The organism is Nocardia panacis (assembly GCF_003598715.1).
In the GTDB taxonomy this organism is placed as follows: domain Bacteria; phylum Actinomycetota; class Actinomycetes; order Mycobacteriales; family Mycobacteriaceae; genus Nocardia; species Nocardia panacis.
This window is the reverse complement of record NZ_QZFU01000013.1, coordinates 124,029-147,838: the sequence shown is the minus strand read 5'-3', so window position 1 is coordinate 147,838 and position 23,810 is coordinate 124,029. Positions and strand designations below refer to the sequence as shown.

Below are 23,810 nucleotides of genomic sequence, written 5' to 3'. Positions count from 1 at the left end.
CGGAAGGTCTGTGCCCGAACGGATCCCGCCCTGGAGCACGGCCCATGAGAACCTTCCGCGAACCCTCATGGGAATAGCAGGCCGAGTAGCCCGGTTGGCGAGGAACGTTGATCATCGACCAGTGAAAGGCATGGCGTATGCGCGCGGTTCGGATTGACCGGTTCGGTGGGGTTGAAGTGCTGCGGGTCGAGGATGTTCCCGAGATCGGCGCGGGTCGGGGCGAGGTGCTGATCGCGACGGTCGCGACGAGTATCAACCCGGTCGACGACAAGACCCGCTCCGGGGCGATCGGCGAGTTCCCGCTGCCGATGACGCTGGGTTGGGACCTCGCGGGCGTCGTCGTCGACGCGGGTTCGGGTGAACTGCGGCCTGGCCAACGGGTTTTCGCCATGTCGCACCAGTTGGGCACGGGTCAGGGCACGTGGGCGGATCTGGTGGCGCTGCCCGCCGATTCGGTCGCTCCCGCGCCCACCTCGCTGACCGCGGCCGAAGCCGCGACCTTGCCGCTGATCGGGTTGACCGCGTTGCAGACGCTGAACTGGCTGGAGGTCGGGGCCGGACAGCGACTGCTCGTCGCCGGAGCCGCGGGCGCGGTCGGCGCGGTCGCCTTGCAGATCGCGCACGCGCGCGGGGTCCGCGTCGACGCCCTGGTCTCCAAGGACAGCCAACTCGACTTCGTTCGATCCGCAGGCGCGGAATTCGCCACCACCAACCCGGCCGACCTCCCCGCCCGCGCCTACGACGCGATCTTCGACACCTTCGGCGCGTTCGCCACCGAAGCCGTGGTCGACGGCGGCCGCTACGCTTCCATCGCCACCCAGGCAGGTCCCGTCCCGGACCTGTCCGCGCGCGATGTCGCCACCACCATCAACCAGGTCCGCGCGGACGGTGCGGGCCTGCGCGAACTCGCGGGCTATGTCGACGAAGGCCGCATCGCCGTCCGCATCGACTCCACCTTCGGCCTGCACCGGATCCGTGCGGCGCACGAACGATTCGCCGAGCGTGGCCGCGACGGCAAAGTCGTCGTGACCTTCTGACAGGCCGCTCACCGCACGGTGCGCCGCGATTCATCGCCGCGCGGGTCGTGGGTGATGCGGATGACTTCGTGTAGTCGCTTGTCCGGCTCCGAGCGGATTTCAGGTCAGTCGGGCGGCGCGCTCGCGCAGGTACCGCTGTTGCGGGAGGCTGGTGGCCTGTTCGGCGGCGGCGAGGTAGGCGGCGCGGGCGCCGTCCGCGTCGCCCGCTGTCTCGAGCAGATGCGCCCGTACGGCGTGGACGCGGTGGTCCATGGCCAGGCGTGGGTCGGCGGCGACCTCGGCCACCAGTGCCAGACCCTCCTCGGGTCCGCGCGACATCGCCACGGCCACTGCGTGATTCAGCGCGATAACCGGATTCTCCACCAGGTCGAGCAGGCGTTCGTAGAGCAGGGCGATCTGGGGCCAGTCGGTGTCGGCGTAGGTGGGAGCCTCGTCGTGGAGGGCGGCGATGGCGGCCTGGAGTTGGTACGGGCCGGGCACACCCTGCGGCAGGGTCGCGGTGAGGAGGGCGATGCCCTCGGCGATCAGGTCGGTGTCCCAGCGGCGCCGGTCCTGGTCGGCCATGGGGATCAGTGCGCCGCCGAGGCCGGTGCGGGCGGGGCGGCGGGCGTCGGTGAGCAGCATGAGGGCCAGCAGCCCGCCGACCTCGCCGTCAGCGGGCAGCAGTCGATGCAGCAGCCGGGTCAAACGGATCGCCTCACCGGACAGTTCGATCCGGTAGAGATCGGCGCCGGAGGTCGCGGCATACCCCTCGGTGAAGATCAGGTACAGCACGTGCAGGACGGCGGCGAGCCGGGCGGGGCGATCGGCGGGCGACGGCGGGGCGAAGATCGCGCCGCTGTCGCGAATCGCCTTCTTGGCGCGGGTGATTCGCTTGCCCATCGTCGTCTCGGAGACCAGGAAGGCGCGGGCGATCTCGGCGGTGCTCAGTCCGCCCGCGGCGCGCAGGGTCAACGCGACCCGCGCGTCGGGCGTCAGCGCCGGATGACAGCACAGCAACAGCAGCGACAGTGTGTCGTCGGAGGAGGTGGACGGCCGATCGACGGGCGGGTCCTCGCACCGCGCGGCGGACAGTTCGCGCCGCCGCCTGGCCTCCTCGGCGCGCAGCAGATCGGTGAGTCGCCGCGCGGCCACGGTGATCAGCCAGGCCCTCGGATCATCGGGCAGGCCCTGCTCGGGCCACTGGGTGGCGGCGGCGAGCAGGGCCTCCTGGACCGCGTCCTCGGCGGAGTCGAAATGTCCGTAGCGGCGGACCAGAGCGGCGAGGACCTGCGGCGCGTAACCGCGCAGCAGGTCGCTCACCTCGTCCATGCCGTTCAGCCGAACTCCGGCGCCTGCTCCATCACGGGCCGCACATCGCAGTAGGCCGAGGCGGTGACCTCGGGCGGTCCGGGACATGCGGCCAGGCCGCCCGCGATCTCGGTGGCGCGATCGAAGTCGGCGCATTCGACGACCCAGTAACCGGCCAGCACCTCCTGGGTTTCGGCATAGGGTCCGTCGGTGACGAACGGGGCGCCCGCACGGTTGCCGAGTCGACGGGTGCGGGCGGGCTCGGCCAGTCCCCGCGTCTCCACCAGCTCCCCCGATTCGGCGAGCCGATTGGTGAACTCCGCCATGAACGCGGTCATGGCGGCGAAATCCGCGGCGGTCCAGGTGCTCTCCTTGCCCGCCATACCGTCGTAGTCCCGTTGCGAGCCGTAGCTCAGAATCATGTATTTCATCACAACTCCTCTGGTTCGGGCGGCTCGGAAGGCCGCTCATCAGGGACGTCGGAGCCGACTACCATTCTCGGACATTCGCGTCCGCTCGGTCGGTGACATGCTGGCGATCATGACAATCGATGGACACGTCGCCGCCGGATTCGAAGCGGTGCGCGAGGCATTCGCCGCCAACTTCGCCGAGCAGGGGGATGTCGGCGCGGCCGTCGCGGTCTATCGCGACGGCCGACCGGTGGTGGATCTGTGGGGCGGGCTCGCTGACCCGCGGACCGGTCGCCCGTGGCAGCGCGACACCCTGCAACTGGTGTACTCGGTGACCAAGGGCGTCCTCGCCACGCTCGCGCACCTGCTGGCCCAGCGCGGCGAACTGGATCTGGATGCGCCTGTCGCCCGGTACTGGCCGGAATTCGCCGCCGCGGGCAAAGGTGAGATCCCGGTCCGCTGGCTGCTCACCCACCAGGCCGGGCTGGCCGCGATCGATACGCCCGTACCTCTCGCCGACGCGCTGACCTGGCAGCCGATGGTCGACGCGCTCGCCGCCCAGACGCCGAATTGGACGCCGGGCACCGCGCACGGCTACCACGGCCGCACCTTCGGCTGGCTCGTCGGTGAGGTGCTGCGCCGCGTCACCGGACGCACGGTCGGCGAACTGCTCGCCCTCGAGATCGCGGAGCCGCTGGCCGCCGATTTCCACATCGGGCTGCCCGAGAGCGAGCGCTCGCGGGTGAGTCGATTGGTGTTCGGACCGGAGGTCGATTTCACGGCCATCCCGGACGCGCAGATCCCGGACGGATTGCGGGATCTGGTTGCCGCGCTGCGGGATCCGAATTCCCTGAGCAATCGTGCCTTCGCGGTCACCGACCCGGACAAGGTCGACTTCAACGATCCGGCCGTGCAGGCCGCCGAGATCCCCTCCTCGAACGGGATCGGCACCGCGCGCGGACTGGCCAGGATCTATGCCGCACTGATCGGCGAGGTCGACGGCGTGCGGCTGTTCACCCCGGAAACCCGCACCGCCGCGACGGCCGAACAGGTCTCGGGCACCGATCTCGTGATACAGCTGCCCGGACGGGTGGCCACCGGGTACATGCTGCCCACCGAGACCATCCCCTTCGGCGGCCCCTCGGCCTTCGGGCACCCCGGCCGCGGCGGATCGCTGGCGTTCGCCGATCCGGAAACCGGGATCGCCTTCGCCTACGTCACCAACTACATCCTGGAGGGTGCGCCGGATCTGCGGGCGCGCAATCTGTGCACCGCCGTCTGGGATTCGCTGGGATAAGACAGCTATGTCCCACTGAGCGCGTGTCGTGTCGGTGCGGCGCGCGGGTGCGCGGCTGTGTCATCATCGGCCGTCGAGCGGATTAAAACCTGGCTGGTTTCAACGGGTGACCTGCGGCGGGCGGGCAGGGAGTATCGAGATCCGCGGTCGCCCTCGACCGTGTCGAGAGCCTGAGGTGGTGCATGTCGTCGATTGCGGTGCGGCCGGCGCGAATTCGCCGGGACGGCCGGTGGCTGCGGGTGGTGAGCCCGGTGGCGCTGGTGCTCGTCTGGCAGATCGCCTCCGCCAGTGGCGCACTGGCGCCGGAGCTGTTGGCCGCACCGGCGACCGTGCTGCGGACGGCATGGGATCTGTTGGCGGCGGGCACATTACAGCACGCGATCGGCGTCTCGCTGGGGCGCGCGGCGGTGGGTTTCGTCCTCGGGGCGGCCGCCGGAATCGGGCTGGCCGTGGTGGCCGGGCTGAGCCGGATCGGGGAATACCTGGTGGATCCGCCGGTCCAGATGTTGCGCACGGTCCCCTTCTACGGGCTCATCCCGCTGCTCATCCTCTGGTTCGGCATCGGTGAGCCGCCCAAGATCGTGCTGGTCGCCTTCGGTGTGGCGATTCCGCTGTACCTCAACACTTTCGCCGGAATCCGCGGCGTCGATCCCAAACTCGCCGAGTTGGCCCGCGTCCAACAGTTGGGTCGCTTCGCCCTGATCGGGCATCTGGTCCTGCCCGGCGCGCTGCCGCAGACACTGGTCGGACTGCGCCAATCGCTCGGCGTGGCATGGCTGGCGCTCATCGTCGCCGAACAGGTCAATGCCGACGCCGGGATCGGCTACCTCATCAACGACGCCCGCGAATTCCTGCGCACCGACATCATCGTCGTCGGACTGCTCGTCTACGGACTGCTGGGCCTGCTCACCGACGCACTCGTCCGGTTGATCGAAAGGAGGGCGCTGCGATGGCGACGCGAATTTCCGACCCGCTAGTCGACGGCACGGTGGACGGTGGATCGCCGGTCGATGCTGCTGCGGTCGAGATCTCCCCCGAGTACGCCGCTAGCGGCACGATCGGTAACGGCACGTCAACCGGCGGTGCGGTTGTCGCCGGAGAATACGTCGCCCTGGTCCGCGGCCTGGTGCGGGAGTTCGACGGACGACGGGTGCTCGATGGTCTCGACCTCGATATCGCGCCCGGCGAATTCGTAGCGCTGCTCGGCCGCAGCGGATCGGGCAAGTCGACATTGCTGCGCGCGTTGGCCGGGCTCGACCATGCTGCCACCGGCACGGTGACCACGCGCGGCACGACAGCGGTCGCCTTCCAGGAACCCCGGCTGGTGCCGTGGAAGCGCGTGGCAGCCAATGTGCGACTCGGTCTCGACCATCCGGAACCGAAGGCCGCCGCCCTGGCGGCGCTGGCGGAAGTGGGATTGGCGGATCGGGCCGACGCCTGGCCGTCGACGCTGTCGGGCGGTGAGGCGCAGCGGGTCAGCCTCGCGCGGGCGCTGGTGCGTGCACCGGATCTGCTGCTGCTCGACGAACCCTTCGGCGCACTGGACGCACTGACACGAATCACCATTCACCGCTTGGTGATTCGACTGTGGCAGCGCCGCGGCCCCGGCGTGCTGCTGGTGACCCACGATGTGGACGAGGCGCTGCGCCTGGCCGATCGGGTCCTGGTGCTCGGCGCAGGCCGCATCGCGCACGAGACGCGCGTCGAACTCCCCCGGCCGCGCCGCACCGATCTGCTGCATCCCCTGCGGACCCGACTGCTGGCCGAACTGGGCGTCACCGAAGACGAATGACCCACCTCGACGCCGTATCCACTTCCAGGACAAGGGATTGCGCATGATCCGAAAGTTCGCGCTCGCCACCGCCTTCGCGCTGCTGGCGGCGTTGGGCGCCGCGTGCGGTTCGAACACCGGACCCGATCCGGCGGTGCGCGCCGACGGCACCGTCGATCTGGCGCAGGTCACCCTGCGCGTCGGCGATCAGAAGGGGGCGGGATTGCAGGCCCTGCTCGCCTCCTCGGGTGAGCTGGCGCAGACGCCCTACAAGCTGAGCTGGTCCCAATTCGCTTTCGGCCCACCGATTCTGGAGGCGATCAACGCCGGCGCGGTCGATGTGGGCGGCGTGGGCAACGCGCCGCCCGTCTTCGCCGCCGCCGCGAGATCGGCGATCCGGATCGTGGGCGCGTATCGGTTGAGTCTGGCGGGCCAGGCGATCGTCGTCCCGCGCGATTCGCCGCTGCGCGCGCCGGAACAGTTGCGCGGCAAGCGAATCGCCGTCGCCAAGGGGAGTTCGGCCCATCAGCACCTGTTGGCCGTGCTCACCCGGTCGGGTCTGAAGTGGAGCGATATCGAGGCGCACTACCTCCAGCCCGCCGACGCGCTGGCCGCCCTGAGCACCGGCCGCGTGGACGCCTGGGCCATCTGGGATCCCTACACCGCGCAGGCCGAACAGCGTGCCGACGCCCGAATCCTGGTGGACGGCAAGGGATATGTGCACGGCGACAGCTTCTACGTGGCGGGCGCGAAAACCCTGACGAACAAGGCGAGCGCCGCGGCCCTGCGCGATTTCCTCGCCCGCGTCCAGCGCGCACACGCCTGGGCCAACGACCATCCGGAGCAGTGGGCGCGCACCTACGCGGACCTGACCGGCCTCCCCTACGAGGTCACCCTGGCCGCCGCCCGTCGCGACCCGGTACGCGACCACTCCCTCGACCCGGACACCGTCGCCGCCGAACAGGAGGTCGCCGACAGTTTCACCGCGGCGGGCCTCATACCGGGTCGGGTGGATATGACCGCTGTCACCGACACCCGGTTCAACGACATCTTCCCCGGTCTGTCCTGATCGCGACACCCCAGTTGGCGGCCCCGCGCGGGGAACAGCCAGAATGGACGACCGGTCCGATCGATCGGACCGACGATCCATTTGGTGAGGATGTCGATGACCAGCGCACCAACCCGGCAATGGCGCCGCCGCGTCCCCGACGAGCCGTCGGGCGGCGGCACGCTCAAACGCAGCCTGGGCCGCCTCGACCTGACGGCCATGGGCGTGGGGACCATAGTCGGCGCGGGCATCTTCGTCATCACCGGCGTGGCCGCCGCCGAGAAGGCAGGCCCCTCGATCGTGCTGTCGTTCATGCTGGCCGGGACGGTGTGCGTGCTGGTGGCCCTGTGCTACAGCGAGCTGGCGGCGATGGTGCCGGTCTCCGGCAGCGCCTACACCTACACCTACGCCACCCTCGGGGAGGCCCCCGCCTTCCTGGTCGGTTGGAATCTGCTGCTGGAATTCGTGATCGCCGGATCGGCGGTGGCCATCGGCTGGTCCGGGACCACGGTCTCGGCATTGAAATCCCTGTTCGGCATCGAAGTGCCGCATGCCATCACCGCGGGCCCCGGCGAGGGCGGTGTGGTCAACCTGCCCGCCGTGCTGATCATCGGCGTCATCGTCGCGGTGCTCGTCGGTGAGGTCGGACTCACCGCGCGCATCGCCAAGGTGCTGGTCGGGGTGACCATCGGCGTGCTGATCCTCGTGGTCGCTATCGGTGCCCCACACATCGATGCGCACAACTGGGTTCCCTTCGCGCCCTTCGGCTTCGGCGGCATCATGGGCGGGGCCGCCATCGCCTTCTTCGCCTTCCTCGGCTTCGACGTGGTCGCCGCCTCCGCCGAGGAGGCCCGCGAACCGCGCCGCGATGTCCCCTTCGCGATCATCGGCACGGTCCTCATCGCGACGCTGCTCTACGCGCTCGTCGCCGGCGTGCTCACCGGTATGGCGCCATTCGCCGCGCTCGACAACGGCGCACCCATCGCCACCGCGTTCAGCGCACTGCATATCGGGTGGATCGGCACCGTCATCGTCATCGCCTCGGTCATCGCCCTGACCAAGGGACTGCTGCTCATCGTGTACGCGGCGGTGCGCCTCGGTTTCGCCATGGCGCGCGACCGGATGCTGCCCGAGCGGCTGGCCGCCACCGGCAAACGGTCCACCCCCGCCCACCTGACGCTGCTGCTCGGCGCGATCTGCGCGACCATCGCCGGTCTGCTGCCGATCCACATCGTGGTCGAATTGGTCAATATCGGCGCGCTGTCCGCCTTCGCCGTCGTCTGTGTCGGCGTCCTGGTCCTGCGCCGCCTCGAACCCGACCGGGAACGCCCCTTCCGCACCCCGCTGGTCCCGGTCGTCCCGCTGCTCGCACTCGCGGGCTGCGTCGGCCTCGCCACCACCCTCGACGCCCTGACCTGGGTCCGCTTCGCGGTCTGGGTCGCCATCGGCCTCGTCGTCTACTACGGCTACAGCCGCAAGCGGTCCACACTGGCCTGAGGTCGTGGCAGGTAGTGTCGAATGGCACGTGCTGCAATGTCGCCCACGGCCGGTGGGTAGCTGGGATCGGCAGCCAATGCAGGAGGCGTTCCACGTGAATCAGGCCGACCACGAACATCATTCGGGCCGGCGGCCCGCCGCGTGGTACGAGGGGGCGCCGGGTCCGGACTCGCCTTTCGCGGATCGACCCGACCCGCGCGAGGAGCGCGACTACCGCACCCTCACCTACGAACGCGACGGCCGGATCGCGCGCATCACCTTCGATCGCGCCGAGAAGGGCAACACCATCACCCCGGACACGCCGATCGACCTGGCACACGCCGTCGAGCGCGCCGATCTGGATCCTCGGGTGCACGTCATCCTGGTCTCGGGGCGCGGCAAGGGTTTCTGCGGCGGCTACGACCTGGACATGTTCGCCGAACACGGGATGAGCCCGGCCGACGGCGCGGTAGACCGCGCCGGGACCGCCCTGGATCCCTCGGTGCAGGCCGCCAACCACAACCCTTGGGGCACCTGGGATCCCATGCTCGACTACGCCATGATGAGTCGATTCAACCGCGGGTTCGCCAGTCTGCTGCACGCCGACAAGCCCACCGTCGCCAAACTGCACGGCTTCGCGGTCGCGGGCGGCACCGATATCGCCCTGCACGCCGACCAGATCATCTGCGCCGACGACACCAAGATCGGTTACCCGCCCACCAGGGTGTGGGGTATCCCGGCCGCCGGCCTGTGGGCGCACCGCCTGGGCGACCAACGCGCAAAGCGCCTGCTGTTCACCGGCGACTGCCTCACCGGAAAGCAGGCCGCCGAATGGGGATTGGCGGTCGAATCCTGTCCCGCCGACGAACTCGACGCCCGCACCGAGGATTTGGTGGGGCGCATCGCCCGCATGCCGATCAACCAGTTGATGATGGCCAAGCTGGCCCTCAATTCCGCACTGCTGCAACAGGGTGTGGCCAACTCCGCCATGATCGGCACCGTGTTCGACGGCATCTCCCGCCACACCCGCGAGGGCTACGCCTTCCAGTTGCGCGCGGCCACCGTCGGTTTCCGGCAGGCGGTGCGCGAACGCGACGAACCCTTCGGCGACCACAAGCGCGGCTAGGGCCTCACCTACGAATCCGGGCCGCGCGCCCTGATCGACGGATTGTTTTCGGCCCGCGAACAGTTCGCTATCGGAGTTCCCAATCCTGGCTTCAAATGACCTATTTAATGCGCCGTTATATAGCGGTACGTTGTCCGCGTGTTCACAGCGGAATCGAAACCCAGCGCAGCGTCATCTGTCGGGGAGTCGGCCGTGGCCGCTCCCCCGCCCCCCGAGACGGATCCGGACCGACAATCGGACTGGGCCGTGGAGCGGAAAGGACTCGAATGGGTCGCCGACCACGAGCGCCGCGGCGCCCCACGCGTGCTGTTCTGGCCGTGGGCGGCCCCCAACATCAATGTCATCATCGTGACCTTCGGCATGTACGTCGCCGCGCTCGGGATGGGCTGGCTCTCGGCGGCGATCGCGGCGGCGGTCGGCGTGGTGCTGTCATTCCTGCTGGTCGGACTGGCGGCCCTGGCAGGCCAGCAGGGCGGCGCGCCGACCATGGTGGCGGGCCGCGCGGCCTTCGGCTTCCACGGCAACAAGGTCGCCTCGGTGCTGAGCTACCTGGCGCTGGTCGGTTGGGAGACCGTCGGCGCGGTCCTGGCCACCCTGGCCGCCAAAACCGTTGCGCTGCGCTTGAATCCGAGCGCCAGCCCGACCCCGGTCATGATCGCCGCCTTCGCCACCGTCATCGTGGTATCGACGGTGGTCGGCATCTACGGCCTGCACGTGATCCTGCGGGTGCAGAAATGGCTCACCATCACCTTCGGTCTGCTGACCATCGTCTACCTGGTGTTGACCGCCCCGCGCGTCTCCTTCCACTCGACCGGGCATTTCGGCTGGGGCGCATTCGCGGGCGGGGTGGCCTTCGCCGCGACCGCCTTCGGCCTGGGCTGGGTCAACTGCGCCGCCGACTACTCGCGCTATCTGCCCAGGTCGGCCAGTAGGCGTGCGGTCGTCGGATGGACGACCTTCGGCGGCAGCGCGGCGCCGGTGGTGCTCATGGGCTTCGGGATCGTGCTCGCGGCCGGTGATCCGGCGCAGGCGAAGGCGGCCAACACCGATCCGGTCGGCGCGCTCGCCGCGCACCTGCCGACGTGGTTCCTGGTGCCCTACCTCGTCTTCGCGGTGCTGTCGTTCATCGCGGCCTCGCTCATGGACCTCTATTCCTCGGGTCTGGTGCTGCTCACCATGGGTGTGCGACTGCCAAGGCATCGCGCGGTCCTCATCGACGCGGCCCTGGTCACCGTCGGCGGCGGCTACGTCGTCTTCGCCGCACCGGACTTCTTCGCACCGTTCCAGGCGTTCCTCACCGTCATCGGTGTGCCGATGGCCGCGTGGACCGGGATCTTCCTGACCGACCTGTGGCAGCGGCGACGGCACGGCTACGACCGTGCCGCTCTCTACCGTCCCGATGGCGCGTACGGGCGGGTCAATCGGGCCGGGCTGGGTGCGCTGATCGCGGCCTCGGCGGTCGGACTCGGACTGGTCACCTCCGCCGACCCGCATATCGGGCGACTGCTGGGTTACCTGTTCACCCGCGCCGCCCGCGAGGGCAGCCTCGGCACCAGCAATCTCGGCGTCTTCGTCGCGCTGGGGCTGGCCGCGCTCATCTACGCGCTCACCCATCGGGTCGTGCAATCGCCACGGGCCGAACAGGATTCCGTCGCGGCGGGTGATCGGGGATGACCGCGCACGCACTCGAACCCGACACGGACTCCCTGCACGGTCTGTTCTCCCCCGACCTGCCGCCCGCACTCACCGTCGACCCCGGCGATTCGGTCCGGCTGCGCACCCTCGACGCCTGGTGGTCGAGCGGACCGTACACCGGCGGACCGGTGGGCGAACGTCCGAAGGTGCCCCAGCACCGCGCCGAATACGGTCACGCCCTCACCGGCCCGATCGCCGTGCGCGGCGCGCGGCCCGGCATGGTGCTCGGCATCCGCATCGACCAACTCGTACCCGACTCCTGGGGCACCACCGCCGCACCGGGTCGAGAACTCAACGCCCGCTACGGCATCGCCGAAACCGACGCCGTCCACGCCTGGCACCTGGACGCCACGGCCATGACCGCCCGCAACCAGCACGGACACACCGTGCGCCTGCGCCCTTTCCTCGGTGTCATGGGTATGCCGCCCGCCGCACCGGGCACCCACCTCACCTTCCCGCCGCGCCCGCACGGCGGCAATCTCGACTGCAAGGAACTCGTCGCGGGCAGCACCCTGTATCTGCCCATTCCCGTGGCGGACGCGCTGCTGTCGGTCGGCGACGGGCACGCCGCCCAGGGCGACGGCGAGATCTGCGGCACCGCGATCGAATGCCCGATGAAGCGGGTCGACCTCACCATCGACCTGCTCGACGACTGGCCGCTGACCGCTCCGGTGGCCAGCACTCCGGCGGGCTGGATCACCATGGGTTTGGGAAATGACTTGGACGAGGCCACCTTTCGTGCCCTCGACGCCATGTTCGCGCTGCTCGGCCGTCTGCACGGCCTCCCGCGCGCCGATGCGGTGCTGCTCGCGAGCGTCACCGTGGACGTGCGGGTCACCCAGATCGTCAATGGTGTGGTGGGTGCGCACGCGGTGCTGCCGTGGGGCGCCATCCGCTAGACGAGTAAGTCCGAAGTCCCGGTGATGCCTGGACATAGGCGGAGGGCGCCGAAGACAGTGTGTGACGACTGACTTGAACGCCCTCCTGACCGCACTGTACGTGAAGATCGATGACGAACTGCCGGGTTCGCGGTGGACCGGCAGGCCGCCGGTGCTGACCGACTCGGAACTGGTGTGTCCGGCGGTGGCCCAAGCGTTGCTGGGGTTCATCTCCGAGGCACACTGGTTGTGGTACGCCCGCACACATCTGTCCGGGATGTTCCCGTATCTGCCGCAGCAGTCCGGCTACAACAAGCGATTGCGCAACGCGCTGGGCCTGGTCAAGCGGATCATCCGAATGTTGGCCCGCGACAGTGATTTCTGGCTCGATGACTGTTGGATCGTCGATTCCACCCCCCCGACCGGATGTGCAGGGATGGCCGGTGCAAAGTGGTCACGTGCCTGCGGCTCTTGGGCGCGGAGGGACGTCCGGCCAGATATTCCCAACCGTGGGATTCGACATACTCCGAACTACAGTTCGAACGCCCCGAATCCGAAGAGGATTGTCGATGACCCGCACCACGCCACCCCGAGCCGTCGATGTCGCAGCCGCGTGTCCCGCACTCGCGCCGCTGGCTCGTCCCGCGACCCGGCTACACCCGCGAAGCGGCACACCGTCGGTATACGACAGTTCGATCGGCGGCCCTTTGCTGTGGCCGACCGACGAACCGTGGCCACACTGTCACGGGCCTCACGACTGGAACTTCTTGACCGACGCGTGGAATCCCCACGGGCTCAACCCGTTACAGTCGTTGGCGGATGCCAAGCTGACGCGACACAATCCCGTACCGTGGCGGCGGACGGCCGATGTACCGAATGCCATGTTGCCGGTGGCGCAACTGTATACGCGTGACGTCCCCGGGTTACGTCCGCCACCGGGCAAGGATCTGCTGCAGATACTCTGGTGCCCGTTGGACAACGCCGACGCCATGCCCGAGACCGCGCTGGTGTGGCGCACCGCCGCCGACGTCACCGACATCCTGAATACCCCGCCGATGCCGGCAACGGTGGATTACGGCTACAGCTACATACCCTTGCCGTGCACGGTGGAGTCGGAACGCATCATCGAATACCCGAGCGATTTCGAAAAACTCGGCAGCGAGCCGCTGGAGCAAATGCGACAGTGGGCGAGTCGGCAGCAAACCGGGATCGATCCGGATGACATCAAGAGCTGGTTCAAAGACAACATATGCGTTGCACCCGGGTGGAAGGTCGGCGGCCATATCCAGTGGGGCACCACGGACCCCTTTCCACAGCCATGCCCCACCTGTGGTACCGAGACCGAACCGCTGCTCACCGTCGCCTCGTGCGAATGGGACGGCGGAACCCACAGCTGGATACCCTACGAAGATCAGGCCCTCGCAGATGATTACAGCACGACCATCGGCCCCGACGTCACAATTGCTCGCGGTTACAAGATGATCCTTCGCGTCTGTCCAACGTCACCCGATCACCCCCACGTCCAACTGATGCAGTAGGCCCGTATCAATGGCCAACCAGTCAGCCAGCGATGGCCACTGACACATCGCTCGCCGTGACATCGACTTCCGCGAGAAGACCCTGTGGCGGATGCTCTACGAAACCTTCGGTCGGTGTGCGTAGGCCGACTGCGACGGCCAGCGCCTCTTCTTCGTCGAGCAGCAGGGCGGCAGGGTCCTATCGCGCCACCGTCATCCTGCGCCGCCCGGCCGCCGAACTGGCCGACCGCGTATGGATGGGAATGGGCGTGCTGGAGTCGGTCGACGATGCTAGTTGCCTGCTCCATGTCGGCGCCGACTCCCCGCGGTCGCTGTCCTGGATGATCACGTCCATCGACACCGACTTCACCGTCACCGGACCCCCGGAGCTGGTCGAGCAGATCGAAATCCTCGCGCGCCGCTGCGCCGCCGCGATCCGGGCCTGAGGGACGGCCGTCTGGACCCAAGGCGGCACCGGCCTGGGCACCTTTCGCGCCGTATTCCCGGGCAGATACTGTTGACCCAGCGGCGGAAACAACCAGGTCACTGGAGGATGGCACGCCCCCTCCCATTGCCTCGGATTCAGCGAACACGGCCGGAACCACGCCGACCAGCTCGCCACTGCCGTCCTGTAGACCTTCCCGGTTGTCGGCGGCTACGGGCGGCCGGGTCAGTCTCAGCGCGCCATCGGGCCAACGCTTCGGCCGACGGCCGCGCGTACTTGCCCAGACCGCGCACCGAGATGTGCCCTGACATCTTCATCAGCATCGGGGTCGACGCGCCGTCCTCGGCGGCGTGGGTCAACGCCGAATGCCGCAGCTGGTGCAGGGTGAACGGACCGCCCGCCATCTTGGTGGTGTGCTCGTCGAACAGTTCGGCCGCGCGGCGATACGACAACCTCGCCCGCTGCGTGGTCGGGTCGACGTCGACCAGCGCCACGGACGGCTTGGCCTTGCGGCCGGTCAGGAACAGCCGGCCGGTGCGGCGCCCGGCAAACATCCGGGGCAGCAGCCGCGGTCCCGGTCTGCCACACGACCACGTCGCGGGCACCGCCCTTGCGGGTCACCACCGCGCGACGGTTCGCGGTGTCCAGGTCCGGCACGTCCAGCATCAGCGCCTCCTCGGCGCGATCGGCGGGCACCGTCAACAGTTCAGCAATTCCCCCACAGCCGGATTCCCAGCGGTGTGTCACCTCAACCCGGCCAACGTTCGTGGTCAACGCACTAGCGCCGGGCGAGCCGAGCACGGATTCCGGCGAGGAGTCCGCGCTCGGGCAACCCGAGCCAGGTGGCGATATCGTCGACCACCGCGGCGTCGACATGTTGCGGCGCAAGATAATCCGAGGGCACAGACGGGCCGGAACCGGCGAAGAAAAGGTGATCGCAGGCATCGTGGACCCGGATGGTGACATCCGCCCCGACGAGCTCGGCGCGCCACAGCGGCAGGTCTTCGGCGACAGTCACCTGATAGTCGCGGCCGCCCTGCAACAACAGGATCGGGCGATTCAGCGTCGCAGCGGTGGCGACCTGGTCGTAGTCGCGCAGATCCAACCAGTACGAACCGGGCCAGTCGAACAGCAGATCCGTTGTCTCGGCGGACAATTCCGGATCTTCGAGCCGCGCGGCCCGCTCGGCGATGGAGTCGACCATATCCACGACTCCGCGCGCGGCCAGATACCGGGCGGTGCGCACGGCGGAGCGGCCGAGCGGGACGGTATCCGCGGCCATGATGATCACCCCGGCCACGTCGGGTTCGGCGGCGGCGACCCGCGGTGCGGCCTTGCCGCCGCCGCTGTGCCCGAGGACGTAGACCCGATCCACGCCCGATTCCTCTTGCAGCGCATGGATTCCCGCGATCGTATCCGGTAGGTACTCCTCGACCATCGTGGCGCAGGCGCGGGCGGTCTTGTCGAAGCGCAATACCGCCGCGCCGCGCGTGGCCAGGCCCTGGGCGAGATCCTTGAAGGGCTTGTTCGGGCCGGTCGTCATATCCCGGTCCATGGGTCCCGAGGAGAGCAGCACCACGCCGGGTCGCGGACCGCTGCGGCGCGGCAGGGTCACCGTAGCGGGTAGGTGGTCGAGATCGCGTTCGACGAAGGCGCGCGGGTCGACGTATCGGGGTGGGGTCCACAGCGAGGTCGCAGGTGGTGCGAGACGAAAACCGTTGAGCTGCCCGGCATGATCCACCGACACCACGATCGTCAACGCACCCCGCTCGCAGCTGACCGGGACGCTGACCCGCGTCAGATCGCCCATCGGTTCGACGATCGCGGGGCGCACCTCGCGCACCTCGCCGATCTTGGCCACCTCCCCCGACCACGCCACCGCCAGCGTCTCGGCCGAGACCGCAGCCCGCAGCTCGGGTGTGAAAAGTGCCTCGATATCGGTGAATTGCCGGGTCCTGGCCAGTTCCGCCACCCGCGTCCCGATCGCATTCGGAGTCATCACCACTACCTTTCTCGTTCTTTGAGAAAGGTAGCAAAATGTGAGAACGTTGGGTAGTGGAACCCTTCGAACTGCTCGCCCACCCGGTGCGACTGCGCATCGTGCACGCGCTGCGCGGCGGACACACCCGCACCACGGCCGAACTCGGCCGCCGACTGTCCGACGTCTCCAAAGCCATGCTCTATCGACACATCGAACTGCTCGCCGAAGCGGGCGTCCTCGAGGTCGCCGAGGAACGTCGCGTGCGCGGCGCGGTCGAACGCCACTACCGCCTGCGCCAGGACCGCGCGATCCTCCCCACCGAAGCCGTTCCCCCCACCGAGCACCGGCAGGTCTTCGCCACCGCCCTGGCCATCCTCGCCGCGGAATTCGACGGCTATCTGTCGACCGAGAACGCCGACCCGGCAACGGATCTCGTAGGATTGCGCCAACACGCCCTCTGGCTCGACCGCGCCGAACTGGAATCATTGTTCGCCGACCTGCGTACGGTCCTGCTCCCCCGCCTTGCCAACCCGCGCACACCTGAACGCACCCAATACCTGCTGAGCCCGATCATCTTTCCGATCGAAGCGGCCGAATCGGACTAGCACTCGTCGGGGATCCACGAACCGTGGAATCCCGCCGGAACCCCTCGGGGCAGGTCGACGGCGGCGACCGGCGGCGCGGCCGGATTCGAGGCATCGAGCACCAGGAGTTGGGAGGCGCTGCCGTCGTGGCGGGTGGTGATGGCCAGCAGCCAGCCGTCGTCCTCCAAGCGGGGTCCGGGGATGGCGGGCACGAAAACCGCTTCGCCGATATAGGTTTTCGGCGGCAGGCGGTGCACCGCGCTGCCGCCGGTGAGGTCGTATTTGATGATGGCGGAGTCGTCGGTGGTATAGAGATACCGTGCGGGGCGGCCGATTCGGGTGTCGTCGAGAGTGGGGAATTCGACGGCTCGATCGTCCAGCGACACTTCGGTGGCCCCGGCCGGATCGAGGATCCAGCGATGCAGTCGACCGACGCCCTCGGCATCCGGTGTGCCCGAGGTGGTTCGCCACAGGGCGGCGAATTCGGCGGGGCCGTAGCGCACGGCGTCGAGGATGACGCGCCCGGCCGCATCCTCGTGGGCATTGCCGATGTGGAAGACGAAGCACGGGTCGATGTCCACCCACCGGACCGGAGCGTAGGGCAGATCGTGGCGCATCAGGCCGAGGCGGGCGCCGTAGTCGTCATCCCATTGGTAGGGCATGGTTTTGCCGACGAGGTGCGGTCGAAAGACGACAGGTAGATCGAGCCACACGACGTGGCGTTCGGTGATGGCGAAGTCGTGCATCATGGTCGCACCCGGACCCGCGATCTCGCGGCTGTACACCAGCTTTCCCGTCGCGTCGAGGCGGTGGTAGGTCAAATGTGGCGGCTGCGGGGCATAGCCGAAGAAGTGCAGGTCGCCGGTGCCCGGATCCCGTTTGGGGTGCGCGGTCATGGCCGTGGTGAGGCGGCCGTCGAAATCCTCGGGGCCGATGGTGTCCAGGTCGGGGGTGATCCCGTGCGGCAGACCGGTTTCCACCAGCGCCATCAATCGCCCGGCGTGTTCGATGATGTGCGTATTCGCCGAGACGGCCGCCAAGTCGCGGTTGCCGCCGGGCCGCCGGGACGGATGCCCGACGAACATGCCGGTGCGCACCCAGCGATTGCGGTACCACTCGGCCCGGCCGTTTCGGAGTCGGATGCCGTGCAGCATGCCGTGTCCGATGAATACGTGCGCGGATTTCTCCCCCGGCCGCGGATTCGGGCCGTTGCGGACGTAGCGTCCATTCAATTCCGTTGGCAGCGTGCCGGTTACGGGCAGATCGAAGGCGGTGATCTCATCCGGGACCGGAGTGAGGTAGGACATCGCGACTCCTGTGTTCGGAAGGCTCCCGAACCATTACATATCCAATTGGATATGTCAATGAGGATAGGTACCATGGCCGCATGGCACTGCGCTTCGCCCTGCTCGGGCTGCTCTGCGAGCGTCCCGCGACCGGATACGACCTGGCCAAAGCCTTCGAGGGCGAACTCGGCGCATACGCCTGGCATGCCGGCTACAACCGCATCTACCCGGAACTGGCCCGTATGGTCGAGGACGGCCTGATCGAACAGGCCGACGAGGGCGCGCGCGGCAGCCGCACCTACGCGGTCACCACAAGTGGGCGTAGTGCGTTGCGCGAGTGGCTGATGCGACCCGCCAAGAGTCGCACCGTCCGCAACGAACCCGCGCTGCGCCTGTTCCTGCTCTCGGCACTCGATCCCGACGACGCCCGAAAGGTCCTGCGGGACATCATCGCCACCAACGAGCAGCGCATCGCCGAACTCGATCCGGCCCTGTCGGAGCAGACACCGATCTCCCCCGACGGTCGCCTCCTATTCGGTTGGCTCGCCGCAGGTTACGGCCTGCGCCAATATCGCGCATCCCTGGACTGGGCGCACTGGGCGCTCGCCGAACTCGATAAAACCGCGGAGTAGTTGTCGTGGGGCGTGACGTTGGTGACGCCAGTGCGGGAAGACGCACCGATCCGCCATCCGCCCTATGCGACGGCGTCCAGAGCCGGTGCGACGACCGCGAAGGCATCCCGACGACGCCCGAAAAGCCCTGCGGGACCAGTCGGGGATCGGGGTCAGGATTCGACGGCCAGCGCTCGGTCGTCGTCGTCCACGGGCGCCGGTGTCTCGCTGTCGCGCAACGCGATCCACAGCACCACCGCCGCGGCGAGCGCGCCGAGCATCGTCCATACCGCCGAGACGTGCATCGCGTGGATGAACGCCCGGTTCGCCGCCGCCGTCAGACCGGGGAGATCGAGGGTCGCGGCGAGATGACGAGCCTGCTCGGCGGAGACCCGCGCCGCGTCCCGCACCGTCGCGGGCACCTCGCGCAATGAATCCTCGATGGCGGCGCGGTAGGCGATCGACATGATGGTGCCGCCCGCCGCGATACCCAGGACGCTGCCGGTTTGGCGCACCGTGTTGGTGACCGCCGAGCCCGCGCCCGCTCGATCCAGCGGGAGCGTGTTCATCAAGGCTCCGGTCACCGGTCCGAGCACCATGCCGATCGAAAGACCCTGTACCGCACCGGTGATCTCGATCCAGATAAGCGGCGTATCGAGACCGAACAGTATGCTCGCGCCCATCGTCAGCGCGGTGACGACGACGGCCGGGACGGTGATGTTCCGCAGCGGCCAACGCCGCGCCAGTCGCACGCCCAGCGGTCCGCCGACCATGGTGCCGACGGCGGCGGGCGCGAGAGTCAGCGCCGCTGCCAGGGGCGAGAAGCCGCGGCTGCCTTGAAGATAGAACGCACTGTAGAAGCCCGCCGAGGTCATGGCGAACAGCATCAGACCCAAAGCCGCCGTCCCACCGCCGAACATGCGTCGCGCGAGCAGTCGCGGATCGAAACTCGGTTGGGCCATGCGCATTTCGACGCGAACGAAGGCGATAAGGGCGGCGGTGCCCGCGACGATCGGCAGCCAGATATCGGTGCGGGTCCAACTGACGACCTGTCCGGCGCGAATCAGCCCGTAGGCCAGGGCCGCGAGACCGCCGATCGAGAGCAGCAGCCCGACCGGATCGAGTCCGCGCGGGGTGGGGTTGCGGAATTCCGGAACGAACGCGGCTATGCCGACCAGCGCGAGCGCCGTGATCGGGATGTTGACGAGAAACACCGAGCCCCACCAGAATCGGGCCAACAGCAGCCCGGCCAGCACCGGCCCGGCCGCGATGCCCACACCCGCGGCGGTCGAGTTGAGGGCGATGGCCAAGGCGCGTTCTGGTCCGGTGAATATCCACATGACGATGGCCATGGTGGCGGGCATGATGAAGGCGCTGCCCACGCCCATGGCGGCACGGGCGGCGATCAGTTGCGTCGGATCGGGGGCGTAGGCGGCCCAGGCCGAGGCGGCGGCGAAGATCACCATGCCCGCGGCGAGGGTGCGGCGGTGACCGAAACGGTCGCCGAGCGCGCCTGCGGTGAACATGAGCGTGGCGAAGACGAGGGTGTACGCGCCACTGGCCCACTGCAATTCGGCCGGACTGGCGCCGAGCCCGCGGGTCGGGTCGGCCAGTGTCTCCACGACGGTGCCGAGAACGGTGTTGTCGAGCCACATCAGCAGCGAGGACATCAGCAGAACCGTGAGGGCCGCTTTTCGCCGCGTGGTCGACATGGTGTGGGGCGGGGTCATGGGACGCTCCGATATGATTGACAAGAACTTGACGGCTGACAGTGTGCAGAATCGTCAAGTACCTGTCAATTGGAAGAGGTCCACGTGGAGATGTCGGACTATGGGGCGCTGACCTTCATGGTGCGCAGAGTCTGGTTGACCATGCGCGCGGCGATCGGCGAGGAGCTCAAGGCATTCGGGCTCACCACCTCCCAATACGCCACGCTCGTCATGGCCGCCGCCCGCCCCGGCATCTCCGCCGCCGATATCGCCCGCGACGTCGGCAGCACCCGCCAAGCCGCTAATGAGATGCTCGGCCTACTCGAACGCGAGGGCCTGCTCGAACGCCGCCCCAACCCCACCGACCGCCGCACCCACCGCATTCACCTCACCGAATCGGGCGGCGAACGCCTCGCGGCGGCCCGGCTCGCGGTCGAACGCCGCGAAGCCGAAATCGAGACCGCGTTCCCACCCGAACAGCGCCGCGCCGTGCGCGACTGGCTCGACCGCATCTGCGAGGCCTGCCTCTGATCCCTACCGCCGGGTGCCGATGCGCGGCCGGCTGCCGGCAATCGGTCTGAGGAGCCGGCAGTGCGACTCGTGTCCGACCGATCCACCACATGATCAACTATCAGACAGTCCTGAGTGGCCGATCTGCCCCGTGACGGTGGTGTGGGCGATCAGCGGGCGGTCCCAGAGAGCGAGAAGGTTGTTGGCCACGTCCACGACCGTCAGCGGGTGCTCGTCACCCCGCACCTCAACGGAGGCGGCGGACAGTCCCTGTGGGACCGCCCCGGCGTCGAGGAGGACACGCCACTCGTCCGGCCCGAGCGCAAGGTATTCAAGCCCGGTCAAACCGGTGATCTCCAGCGGGTCGGCGAGCGTGCCGGGGTGCGCGGTAAGGGTGCGCACCCGCGGCAGCCCGGCGATGGGGGCAAGGCTGAGGGGCGTGCCGCTCCGACGGAAGATCTCCACGACCTCCAGATCGGGATGTACTGCTGAAGCGACGTCGTCCAGGTCGTGCCCGTCGCCGACCCGAGCAGTGACCGGCAATCGCTGCATTTGGCAGCCGGCGCGGTCGCTGCGTTCGAAGAGGTTCAGGACCAGCTCCGTCAGGGATTCGCCGTACAGTTCGGCGCCGATGCTCTGTTCGTGATCGATGAGAATGACCTGGCCGAGGTGGCCGCGCGGTCCGGGCGTCAGGTCGATGGCAAAAGTGTCACCGCCATTGCTGCCGAATGCGATCCAACCGGGCGAGCCGACCAGGCCCTGGACGGCGGCGTCGGACGGGGTGCGGACCGCCTCGGTCGCCGCGTACCGCCACGGGTATGGTCGCGTGGAGGCGTCGGCTACGAACAGCCCGTCCAGGGAGGAGAGTTCGCAGCCGACTGCGGTCTCGGCGGCCTGCAACTCCGCGAAGTCGGCCTCCCAGTCCCCCGATCCGTCCGGTCCGGCCGGACCCACCCTGGTCGCGCGGTAGAGCGCTTTGAGCTCCTCGGTCAGTGTGACGCCGAGCCGTTCCTCGGTGGCGGCGATCTCCTCCTCGGTCGCACCGACTGCGTCGGGGAGCCTCCCGCGGAGCGTTCGTTCCAGCAGGGCCGGGTCCGAGGACGGCGCCACCACTGCCCATGGCACCGGTTCGGGCAGGCGGCGCCAAGGTTCGGCGACGACGCCGTCGACCAGGACGAGCGTGCCGGGGCTCGGGCTCTGAAAGCCCGACATGGAATCTACGGCGGGGCTGGTGCCGAACACGTGCAGTACCGTTTGCCCCGACGGCGAGATATCCGCTCCAAAAAGCACCTCGCGGATGCCTGCCTCCGCGAGCGCGCGCTGCACTGGCGCCGCGGCCCGAGTAACGGCCTGCCGGTCATAGGGCAGCCGATGCCCCAGGGGCAGACTCCACCCCGTCGAACGAATACTTCCCGTCACGTGGCCGGTATCGGCGACGAGCCGGTCGGCGTGCTCGGCCCTGAGGAGCACAAGTAGTTGCTCCCAGGTGGCGAAATCGTGGATTGCGGGCACAGGCGTCCTCCAGGCGGTGCGGGGTGTGGGTGACCGTCCGAAGGACCGTACCGGCCGTGACCGACAGCCGCCCCGAACTACGAGAGACGAACGCCGCCGTCGGTTTTCGACGACTACTACCGGAACCCCCCATACGAGAAACTAGTGAAACGGGGGTGAGTCCCACCCCCGAATCGCTCAGTACGCGCGGCTGAAGATCACCCTCTTGCCATAGGCCGACGGTGCGTCGCAACGCACGCAATTCCCCTGTTCCGCCGCCCCGTCCAACGGAATGCAGCGCGGAGTGGCCGCCGTGACGGCCTTGATGTCGTCCTCGCACGCGGGCGCACCGCAATGCAGGGCGAGCGCCCATCCGGTCGACACCGCATCGGTGAATTCCGTCCAATTATCGACGGAAACCGTATGGGCGTCGCGGAATTCGGTGGCCCGATCCAGCAGGAACTGTTGGAATTCGTCCAGGATTCCCGGCATCGCCTCCGGCAGCGTATCGAGCGGAACCGGCTGCTTGCCCTCGTCGCCGAGGCGTTTGACCATGACCGCCGTCCCGGCCGCCAGATCGCGCGGGCCGAGCTCCAAACGGATCGGCACGCCGCGCATTTCCCACTCGTTGTATTTGAATCCCGGCGTGAGCTGTTCACGCGCGTCGACATGCACCCGGACGCCGGCCGCGCGCAACCGCCCGGCCAATTCGTCGGCGGCCGCGACCACCCCGGTATCCGTGCCGCGCGTGATCGGCACGATCACCACCTGATGCGGCGCGACCTTCGGCGGCAGCACCAACCCCTTGTCGTCGCCGTGCGTCATGACGATGCCACCGACCATGCGCGTCGACATACCCCAGGAAGTGGTGTGGCACAGTTCTTCCCGACCGGAATCGCCGGTGTAGCGGATATCGAAGGCCCGCGCGAAATTCGTGCCGAGATAGTGCGAGGTCCCCGATTGCAGGGCGCGCCCGTCGCGCATCATCGCCTCGACGGTGAAGGTGGCGACCGCGCCCGCGAACCGCTCGCCCGGCGTCTTCTCGCCCGCGACCACCGGCATGGCGGCCACCTCGCGGGCCACCCGCTCGTAGATATCGAGTCCGAGCATCGTCTCGCGGCGCGCGTCGGCCTCGTCGATGTGCGCGGTATGCGCCTCCTGCCACAGGAATTCGGTGCTGCGCAGGAACAGGCGCGGCCGCAATTCCCAGCGCACCACATTCGCCCACTGATTGAGCAGCAGCGGCAGATCGCGATGCGAGCCGATCCATTTGGCCATCATCTCCCCGATAATGGTCTCCGAGGTGGGGCGTACGACCAGCCGTTCTTCGAGATCCTTGCCGCCCGCGTGGGTCACGACGGCCAATTCCGGGGAGAATCCCTCGACGTGTTCGGCCTCGCGGCTGAGATAGCTCTCGGGGATGAGCAGCGGGAAATAGGCGTTCTCGTGGCCGGTCTCCTTGATGCGGCGGTCGAGGTCGGATTGGATCAACTCCCAGAGGCGGTAACCATACGGTCGAATGATCATGGTGCCCTTGGCCGGTCCGCGATCGACGAGGGCCGCCTTCACGACCAGCTCGTTGTACCAGGCAGAGAAATCCGCGCTCTGGGCGGTGACACCGCGTTCGTCCTTGACCATGCGCAGAGCG

Annotated in this window: 22 protein-coding genes and 1 pseudogene; 15 read left to right on the top strand and 8 right to left on the bottom strand. The window is 68.4% G+C overall.

The features are described from left to right. Positions 1 to 137: 137 nt before the first annotated feature. A complete protein-coding gene (locus D5S18_RS05650; RefSeq protein WP_120038715.1) occupies positions 138 to 1,037 on the top strand; it encodes an NADP-dependent oxidoreductase in 900 nt (299 codons plus the stop codon). 99 nt (positions 1,038 to 1,136) lie between these two features. On the opposite strand, the gene D5S18_RS05645 is transcribed toward D5S18_RS05650, so the two are convergent. Then, on the bottom strand, positions 1,137 to 2,348 hold the full coding sequence (locus tag D5S18_RS05645) for an RNA polymerase sigma factor (protein WP_120038713.1): 1,212 nt from the start codon (positions 2,346 to 2,348) through the stop codon (positions 1,137 to 1,139). A 5-nt stretch (positions 2,349 to 2,353) separates the two neighbouring features. Continuing rightward, positions 2,354 to 2,758, bottom strand: a complete 405-nt coding sequence (locus tag D5S18_RS05640) for a YciI family protein (protein ID WP_120038711.1) — start codon at positions 2,756 to 2,758, stop codon at positions 2,354 to 2,356. A gap of 109 nt (positions 2,759 to 2,867) precedes the next feature. On the opposite strand from D5S18_RS05640, the gene D5S18_RS05635 reads away from it, so the two are divergent. The 11 genes and pseudogenes from D5S18_RS05635 (at position 2,868) to D5S18_RS34355 (ending at position 13,991) form a co-directional block, all read left to right on the top strand. Further along, positions 2,868 to 4,034 (top strand): serine hydrolase domain-containing protein, encoded by a 1,167-nt coding sequence (locus tag D5S18_RS05635; RefSeq protein WP_120038842.1) that lies wholly within the window; start codon positions 2,868 to 2,870, stop codon positions 4,032 to 4,034. Positions 4,035 to 4,216: 182 nt separating this feature from the next. After that, on the top strand, positions 4,217 to 5,011 hold the full coding sequence (locus tag D5S18_RS05630) for an ABC transporter permease (protein ID WP_120038709.1): 795 nt from the start codon (positions 4,217 to 4,219) through the stop codon (positions 5,009 to 5,011). Continuing rightward, positions 4,984 to 5,826 carry an ABC transporter ATP-binding protein gene (locus tag D5S18_RS05625; RefSeq protein WP_120038707.1) on the top strand — a complete coding sequence of 281 codons (843 nt, stop codon included), beginning with the start codon at positions 4,984 to 4,986 and terminating at the stop codon, positions 5,824 to 5,826. Before D5S18_RS05630 ends, D5S18_RS05625 begins: the two co-directional genes overlap by 28 nt. 43 nt (positions 5,827 to 5,869) lie before the next feature. Next, the gene (locus tag D5S18_RS05620) at positions 5,870 to 6,874 is read left to right on the top strand and encodes an ABC transporter substrate-binding protein (RefSeq protein WP_120038706.1); all 1,005 of its coding nucleotides are present in this window, start codon (positions 5,870 to 5,872) and stop codon (positions 6,872 to 6,874) included. A gap of 96 nt (positions 6,875 to 6,970) precedes the next feature. Then, positions 6,971 to 8,350, top strand: a complete 1,380-nt coding sequence (locus tag D5S18_RS05615) for an APC family permease (protein WP_120038841.1) — start codon at positions 6,971 to 6,973, stop codon at positions 8,348 to 8,350. A gap of 76 nt (positions 8,351 to 8,426) precedes the next feature. Further along, positions 8,427 to 9,455: a crotonase/enoyl-CoA hydratase family protein gene (locus D5S18_RS05610; RefSeq protein WP_120038704.1), complete on the top strand. Its 1,029-nt coding sequence runs from the start codon at positions 8,427 to 8,429 to the stop codon at positions 9,453 to 9,455. A 192-nt stretch (positions 9,456 to 9,647) separates the two neighbouring features. Next, entirely contained in the window at positions 9,648 to 11,129 is a 1,482-nt protein-coding gene (locus tag D5S18_RS05605; protein WP_120038702.1) for a purine-cytosine permease family protein, read from the top strand. After that, positions 11,126 to 12,049, top strand: coding sequence for an acetamidase/formamidase family protein (locus tag D5S18_RS05600; protein ID WP_120038700.1), 924 nt, complete (start codon positions 11,126 to 11,128; stop codon positions 12,047 to 12,049). The genes D5S18_RS05605 and D5S18_RS05600 overlap by 4 nt, the downstream gene beginning before the upstream one ends. 61 nt (positions 12,050 to 12,110) lie before the next feature. After that, a pseudogene (locus D5S18_RS36560) lies at positions 12,111 to 12,446 on the top strand (IS982 family transposase); the annotation flags it as partial. Between the two features lie 151 nt (positions 12,447 to 12,597). Further along, positions 12,598 to 13,566: a hypothetical protein gene (locus tag D5S18_RS05590; protein WP_120038698.1), complete on the top strand. Its 969-nt coding sequence runs from the start codon at positions 12,598 to 12,600 to the stop codon at positions 13,564 to 13,566. 116 nt (positions 13,567 to 13,682) lie between these two features. Next, a complete protein-coding gene (locus D5S18_RS34355; protein ID WP_147403855.1) occupies positions 13,683 to 13,991 on the top strand; it encodes a WCX domain-containing protein in 309 nt (102 codons plus the stop codon). 136 nt (positions 13,992 to 14,127) lie between these two features. On the opposite strand, the gene D5S18_RS35570 is transcribed toward D5S18_RS34355, so the two are convergent. Together D5S18_RS35570 and D5S18_RS05575 are read right to left on the bottom strand one after the other, a co-directional pair. Beyond that, positions 14,128 to 14,544 carry a tyrosine-type recombinase/integrase gene (locus tag D5S18_RS35570; RefSeq protein ID WP_239003558.1) on the bottom strand — a complete coding sequence of 139 codons (417 nt, stop codon included), beginning with the start codon at positions 14,542 to 14,544 and terminating at the stop codon, positions 14,128 to 14,130. Positions 14,545 to 14,768: 224 nt separating this feature from the next. Next, on the bottom strand, positions 14,769 to 15,989 hold the full coding sequence (locus D5S18_RS05575; protein ID WP_120038694.1) for an alpha/beta hydrolase: 1,221 nt from the start codon (positions 15,987 to 15,989) through the stop codon (positions 14,769 to 14,771). A gap of 56 nt (positions 15,990 to 16,045) precedes the next feature. On the opposite strand from D5S18_RS05575, the gene D5S18_RS05570 reads away from it, so the two are divergent. Next, positions 16,046 to 16,576 carry a helix-turn-helix domain-containing protein gene (locus tag D5S18_RS05570; RefSeq protein ID WP_120038692.1) on the top strand — a complete coding sequence of 177 codons (531 nt, stop codon included), beginning with the start codon at positions 16,046 to 16,048 and terminating at the stop codon, positions 16,574 to 16,576. On the opposite strand, the gene D5S18_RS05565 is transcribed toward D5S18_RS05570, so the two are convergent. Next, complete coding sequence (locus D5S18_RS05565) at positions 16,573 to 17,862, bottom strand: carotenoid oxygenase family protein (protein WP_120038690.1); 1,290 nt, start codon at positions 17,860 to 17,862, stop codon at positions 16,573 to 16,575. The two genes, D5S18_RS05570 and D5S18_RS05565, sit on opposite strands and share 4 nt — an antisense overlap. Positions 17,863 to 17,942: 80 nt before the next feature. On the opposite strand from D5S18_RS05565, the gene D5S18_RS05560 reads away from it, so the two are divergent. Beyond that, complete coding sequence (locus D5S18_RS05560; protein ID WP_120038688.1) at positions 17,943 to 18,473, top strand: PadR family transcriptional regulator; 531 nt, start codon at positions 17,943 to 17,945, stop codon at positions 18,471 to 18,473. A gap of 152 nt (positions 18,474 to 18,625) precedes the next feature. On the opposite strand, the gene D5S18_RS05555 is transcribed toward D5S18_RS05560, so the two are convergent. Continuing rightward, positions 18,626 to 20,182 carry an MFS transporter gene (locus D5S18_RS05555; RefSeq protein ID WP_203236603.1) on the bottom strand — a complete coding sequence of 519 codons (1,557 nt, stop codon included), beginning with the start codon at positions 20,180 to 20,182 and terminating at the stop codon, positions 18,626 to 18,628. A gap of 90 nt (positions 20,183 to 20,272) precedes the next feature. Here D5S18_RS05555 and D5S18_RS05550 point away from each other — a divergent pair, with 90 nt between their 5' ends. Further along, positions 20,273 to 20,692, top strand: a complete 420-nt coding sequence (locus D5S18_RS05550) for a MarR family winged helix-turn-helix transcriptional regulator (RefSeq protein WP_120038839.1) — start codon at positions 20,273 to 20,275, stop codon at positions 20,690 to 20,692. 93 nt (positions 20,693 to 20,785) lie between these two features. On the opposite strand, the gene D5S18_RS05545 is transcribed toward D5S18_RS05550, so the two are convergent. Further along, positions 20,786 to 22,183 carry an SMI1/KNR4 family protein gene (locus D5S18_RS05545; protein WP_120038686.1) on the bottom strand — a complete coding sequence of 466 codons (1,398 nt, stop codon included), beginning with the start codon at positions 22,181 to 22,183 and terminating at the stop codon, positions 20,786 to 20,788. A 177-nt stretch (positions 22,184 to 22,360) separates the two neighbouring features. Further along, positions 22,361 to 23,800, bottom strand: coding sequence for a proline--tRNA ligase (gene proS / locus D5S18_RS05540; RefSeq protein WP_120038684.1), 1,440 nt, complete (start codon positions 23,798 to 23,800; stop codon positions 22,361 to 22,363). Between the last annotated feature and the right edge of the window lie 10 nt (positions 23,801 to 23,810).

Bases quoted from the DNA above. Each gene is read 5' to 3' on its own strand.
- D5S18_RS05650 (WP_120038715.1), top strand. From the start codon at position 138: ATGCGCGCGGTTCGGATTGACCGGTTCGGTGGGGTTGAAGTGCTGCGG.
- D5S18_RS05645 (WP_120038713.1), bottom strand. From the start codon at position 2,348: ATGGACGAGGTGAGCGACCTGCTGCGCGGTTACGCGCCGCAGGTCCTC.
- D5S18_RS05640 (WP_120038711.1), bottom strand. From the start codon at position 2,758: ATGAAATACATGATTCTGAGCTACGGCTCGCAACGGGACTACGACGGT.
- D5S18_RS05635 (WP_120038842.1), top strand. From the start codon at position 2,868: ATGACAATCGATGGACACGTCGCCGCCGGATTCGAAGCGGTGCGCGAG.
- D5S18_RS05630 (WP_120038709.1), top strand. From the start codon at position 4,217: ATGTCGTCGATTGCGGTGCGGCCGGCGCGAATTCGCCGGGACGGCCGG.
- D5S18_RS05625 (WP_120038707.1), top strand. From the start codon at position 4,984: ATGGCGACGCGAATTTCCGACCCGCTAGTCGACGGCACGGTGGACGGT.
- D5S18_RS05620 (WP_120038706.1), top strand. From the start codon at position 5,870: ATGATCCGAAAGTTCGCGCTCGCCACCGCCTTCGCGCTGCTGGCGGCG.
- D5S18_RS05615 (WP_120038841.1), top strand. From the start codon at position 6,971: ATGACCAGCGCACCAACCCGGCAATGGCGCCGCCGCGTCCCCGACGAG.
- D5S18_RS05610 (WP_120038704.1), top strand. From the start codon at position 8,427: ATGCAGGAGGCGTTCCACGTGAATCAGGCCGACCACGAACATCATTCG.
- D5S18_RS05600 (WP_120038700.1), top strand. From the start codon at position 11,126: ATGACCGCGCACGCACTCGAACCCGACACGGACTCCCTGCACGGTCTG.
- D5S18_RS05590 (WP_120038698.1), top strand. From the start codon at position 12,598: ATGACCCGCACCACGCCACCCCGAGCCGTCGATGTCGCAGCCGCGTGT.
- D5S18_RS35570 (WP_239003558.1), bottom strand. From the start codon at position 14,544: ATGTTTGCCGGGCGCCGCACCGGCCGGCTGTTCCTGACCGGCCGCAAG.
- D5S18_RS05575 (WP_120038694.1), bottom strand. From the start codon at position 15,989: ATGACTCCGAATGCGATCGGGACGCGGGTGGCGGAACTGGCCAGGACC.
- D5S18_RS05565 (WP_120038690.1), bottom strand. From the start codon at position 17,862: ATGTCCTACCTCACTCCGGTCCCGGATGAGATCACCGCCTTCGATCTG.
- D5S18_RS05560 (WP_120038688.1), top strand. From the start codon at position 17,943: ATGGCACTGCGCTTCGCCCTGCTCGGGCTGCTCTGCGAGCGTCCCGCG.
- D5S18_RS05555 (WP_203236603.1), bottom strand. From the start codon at position 20,182: ATGACCCCGCCCCACACCATGTCGACCACGCGGCGAAAAGCGGCCCTC.
- D5S18_RS05550 (WP_120038839.1), top strand. From the start codon at position 20,273: ATGTCGGACTATGGGGCGCTGACCTTCATGGTGCGCAGAGTCTGGTTG.
- proS (WP_120038684.1), bottom strand. From the start codon at position 23,800: ATGGTCAAGGACGAACGCGGTGTCACCGCCCAGAGCGCGGATTTCTCT.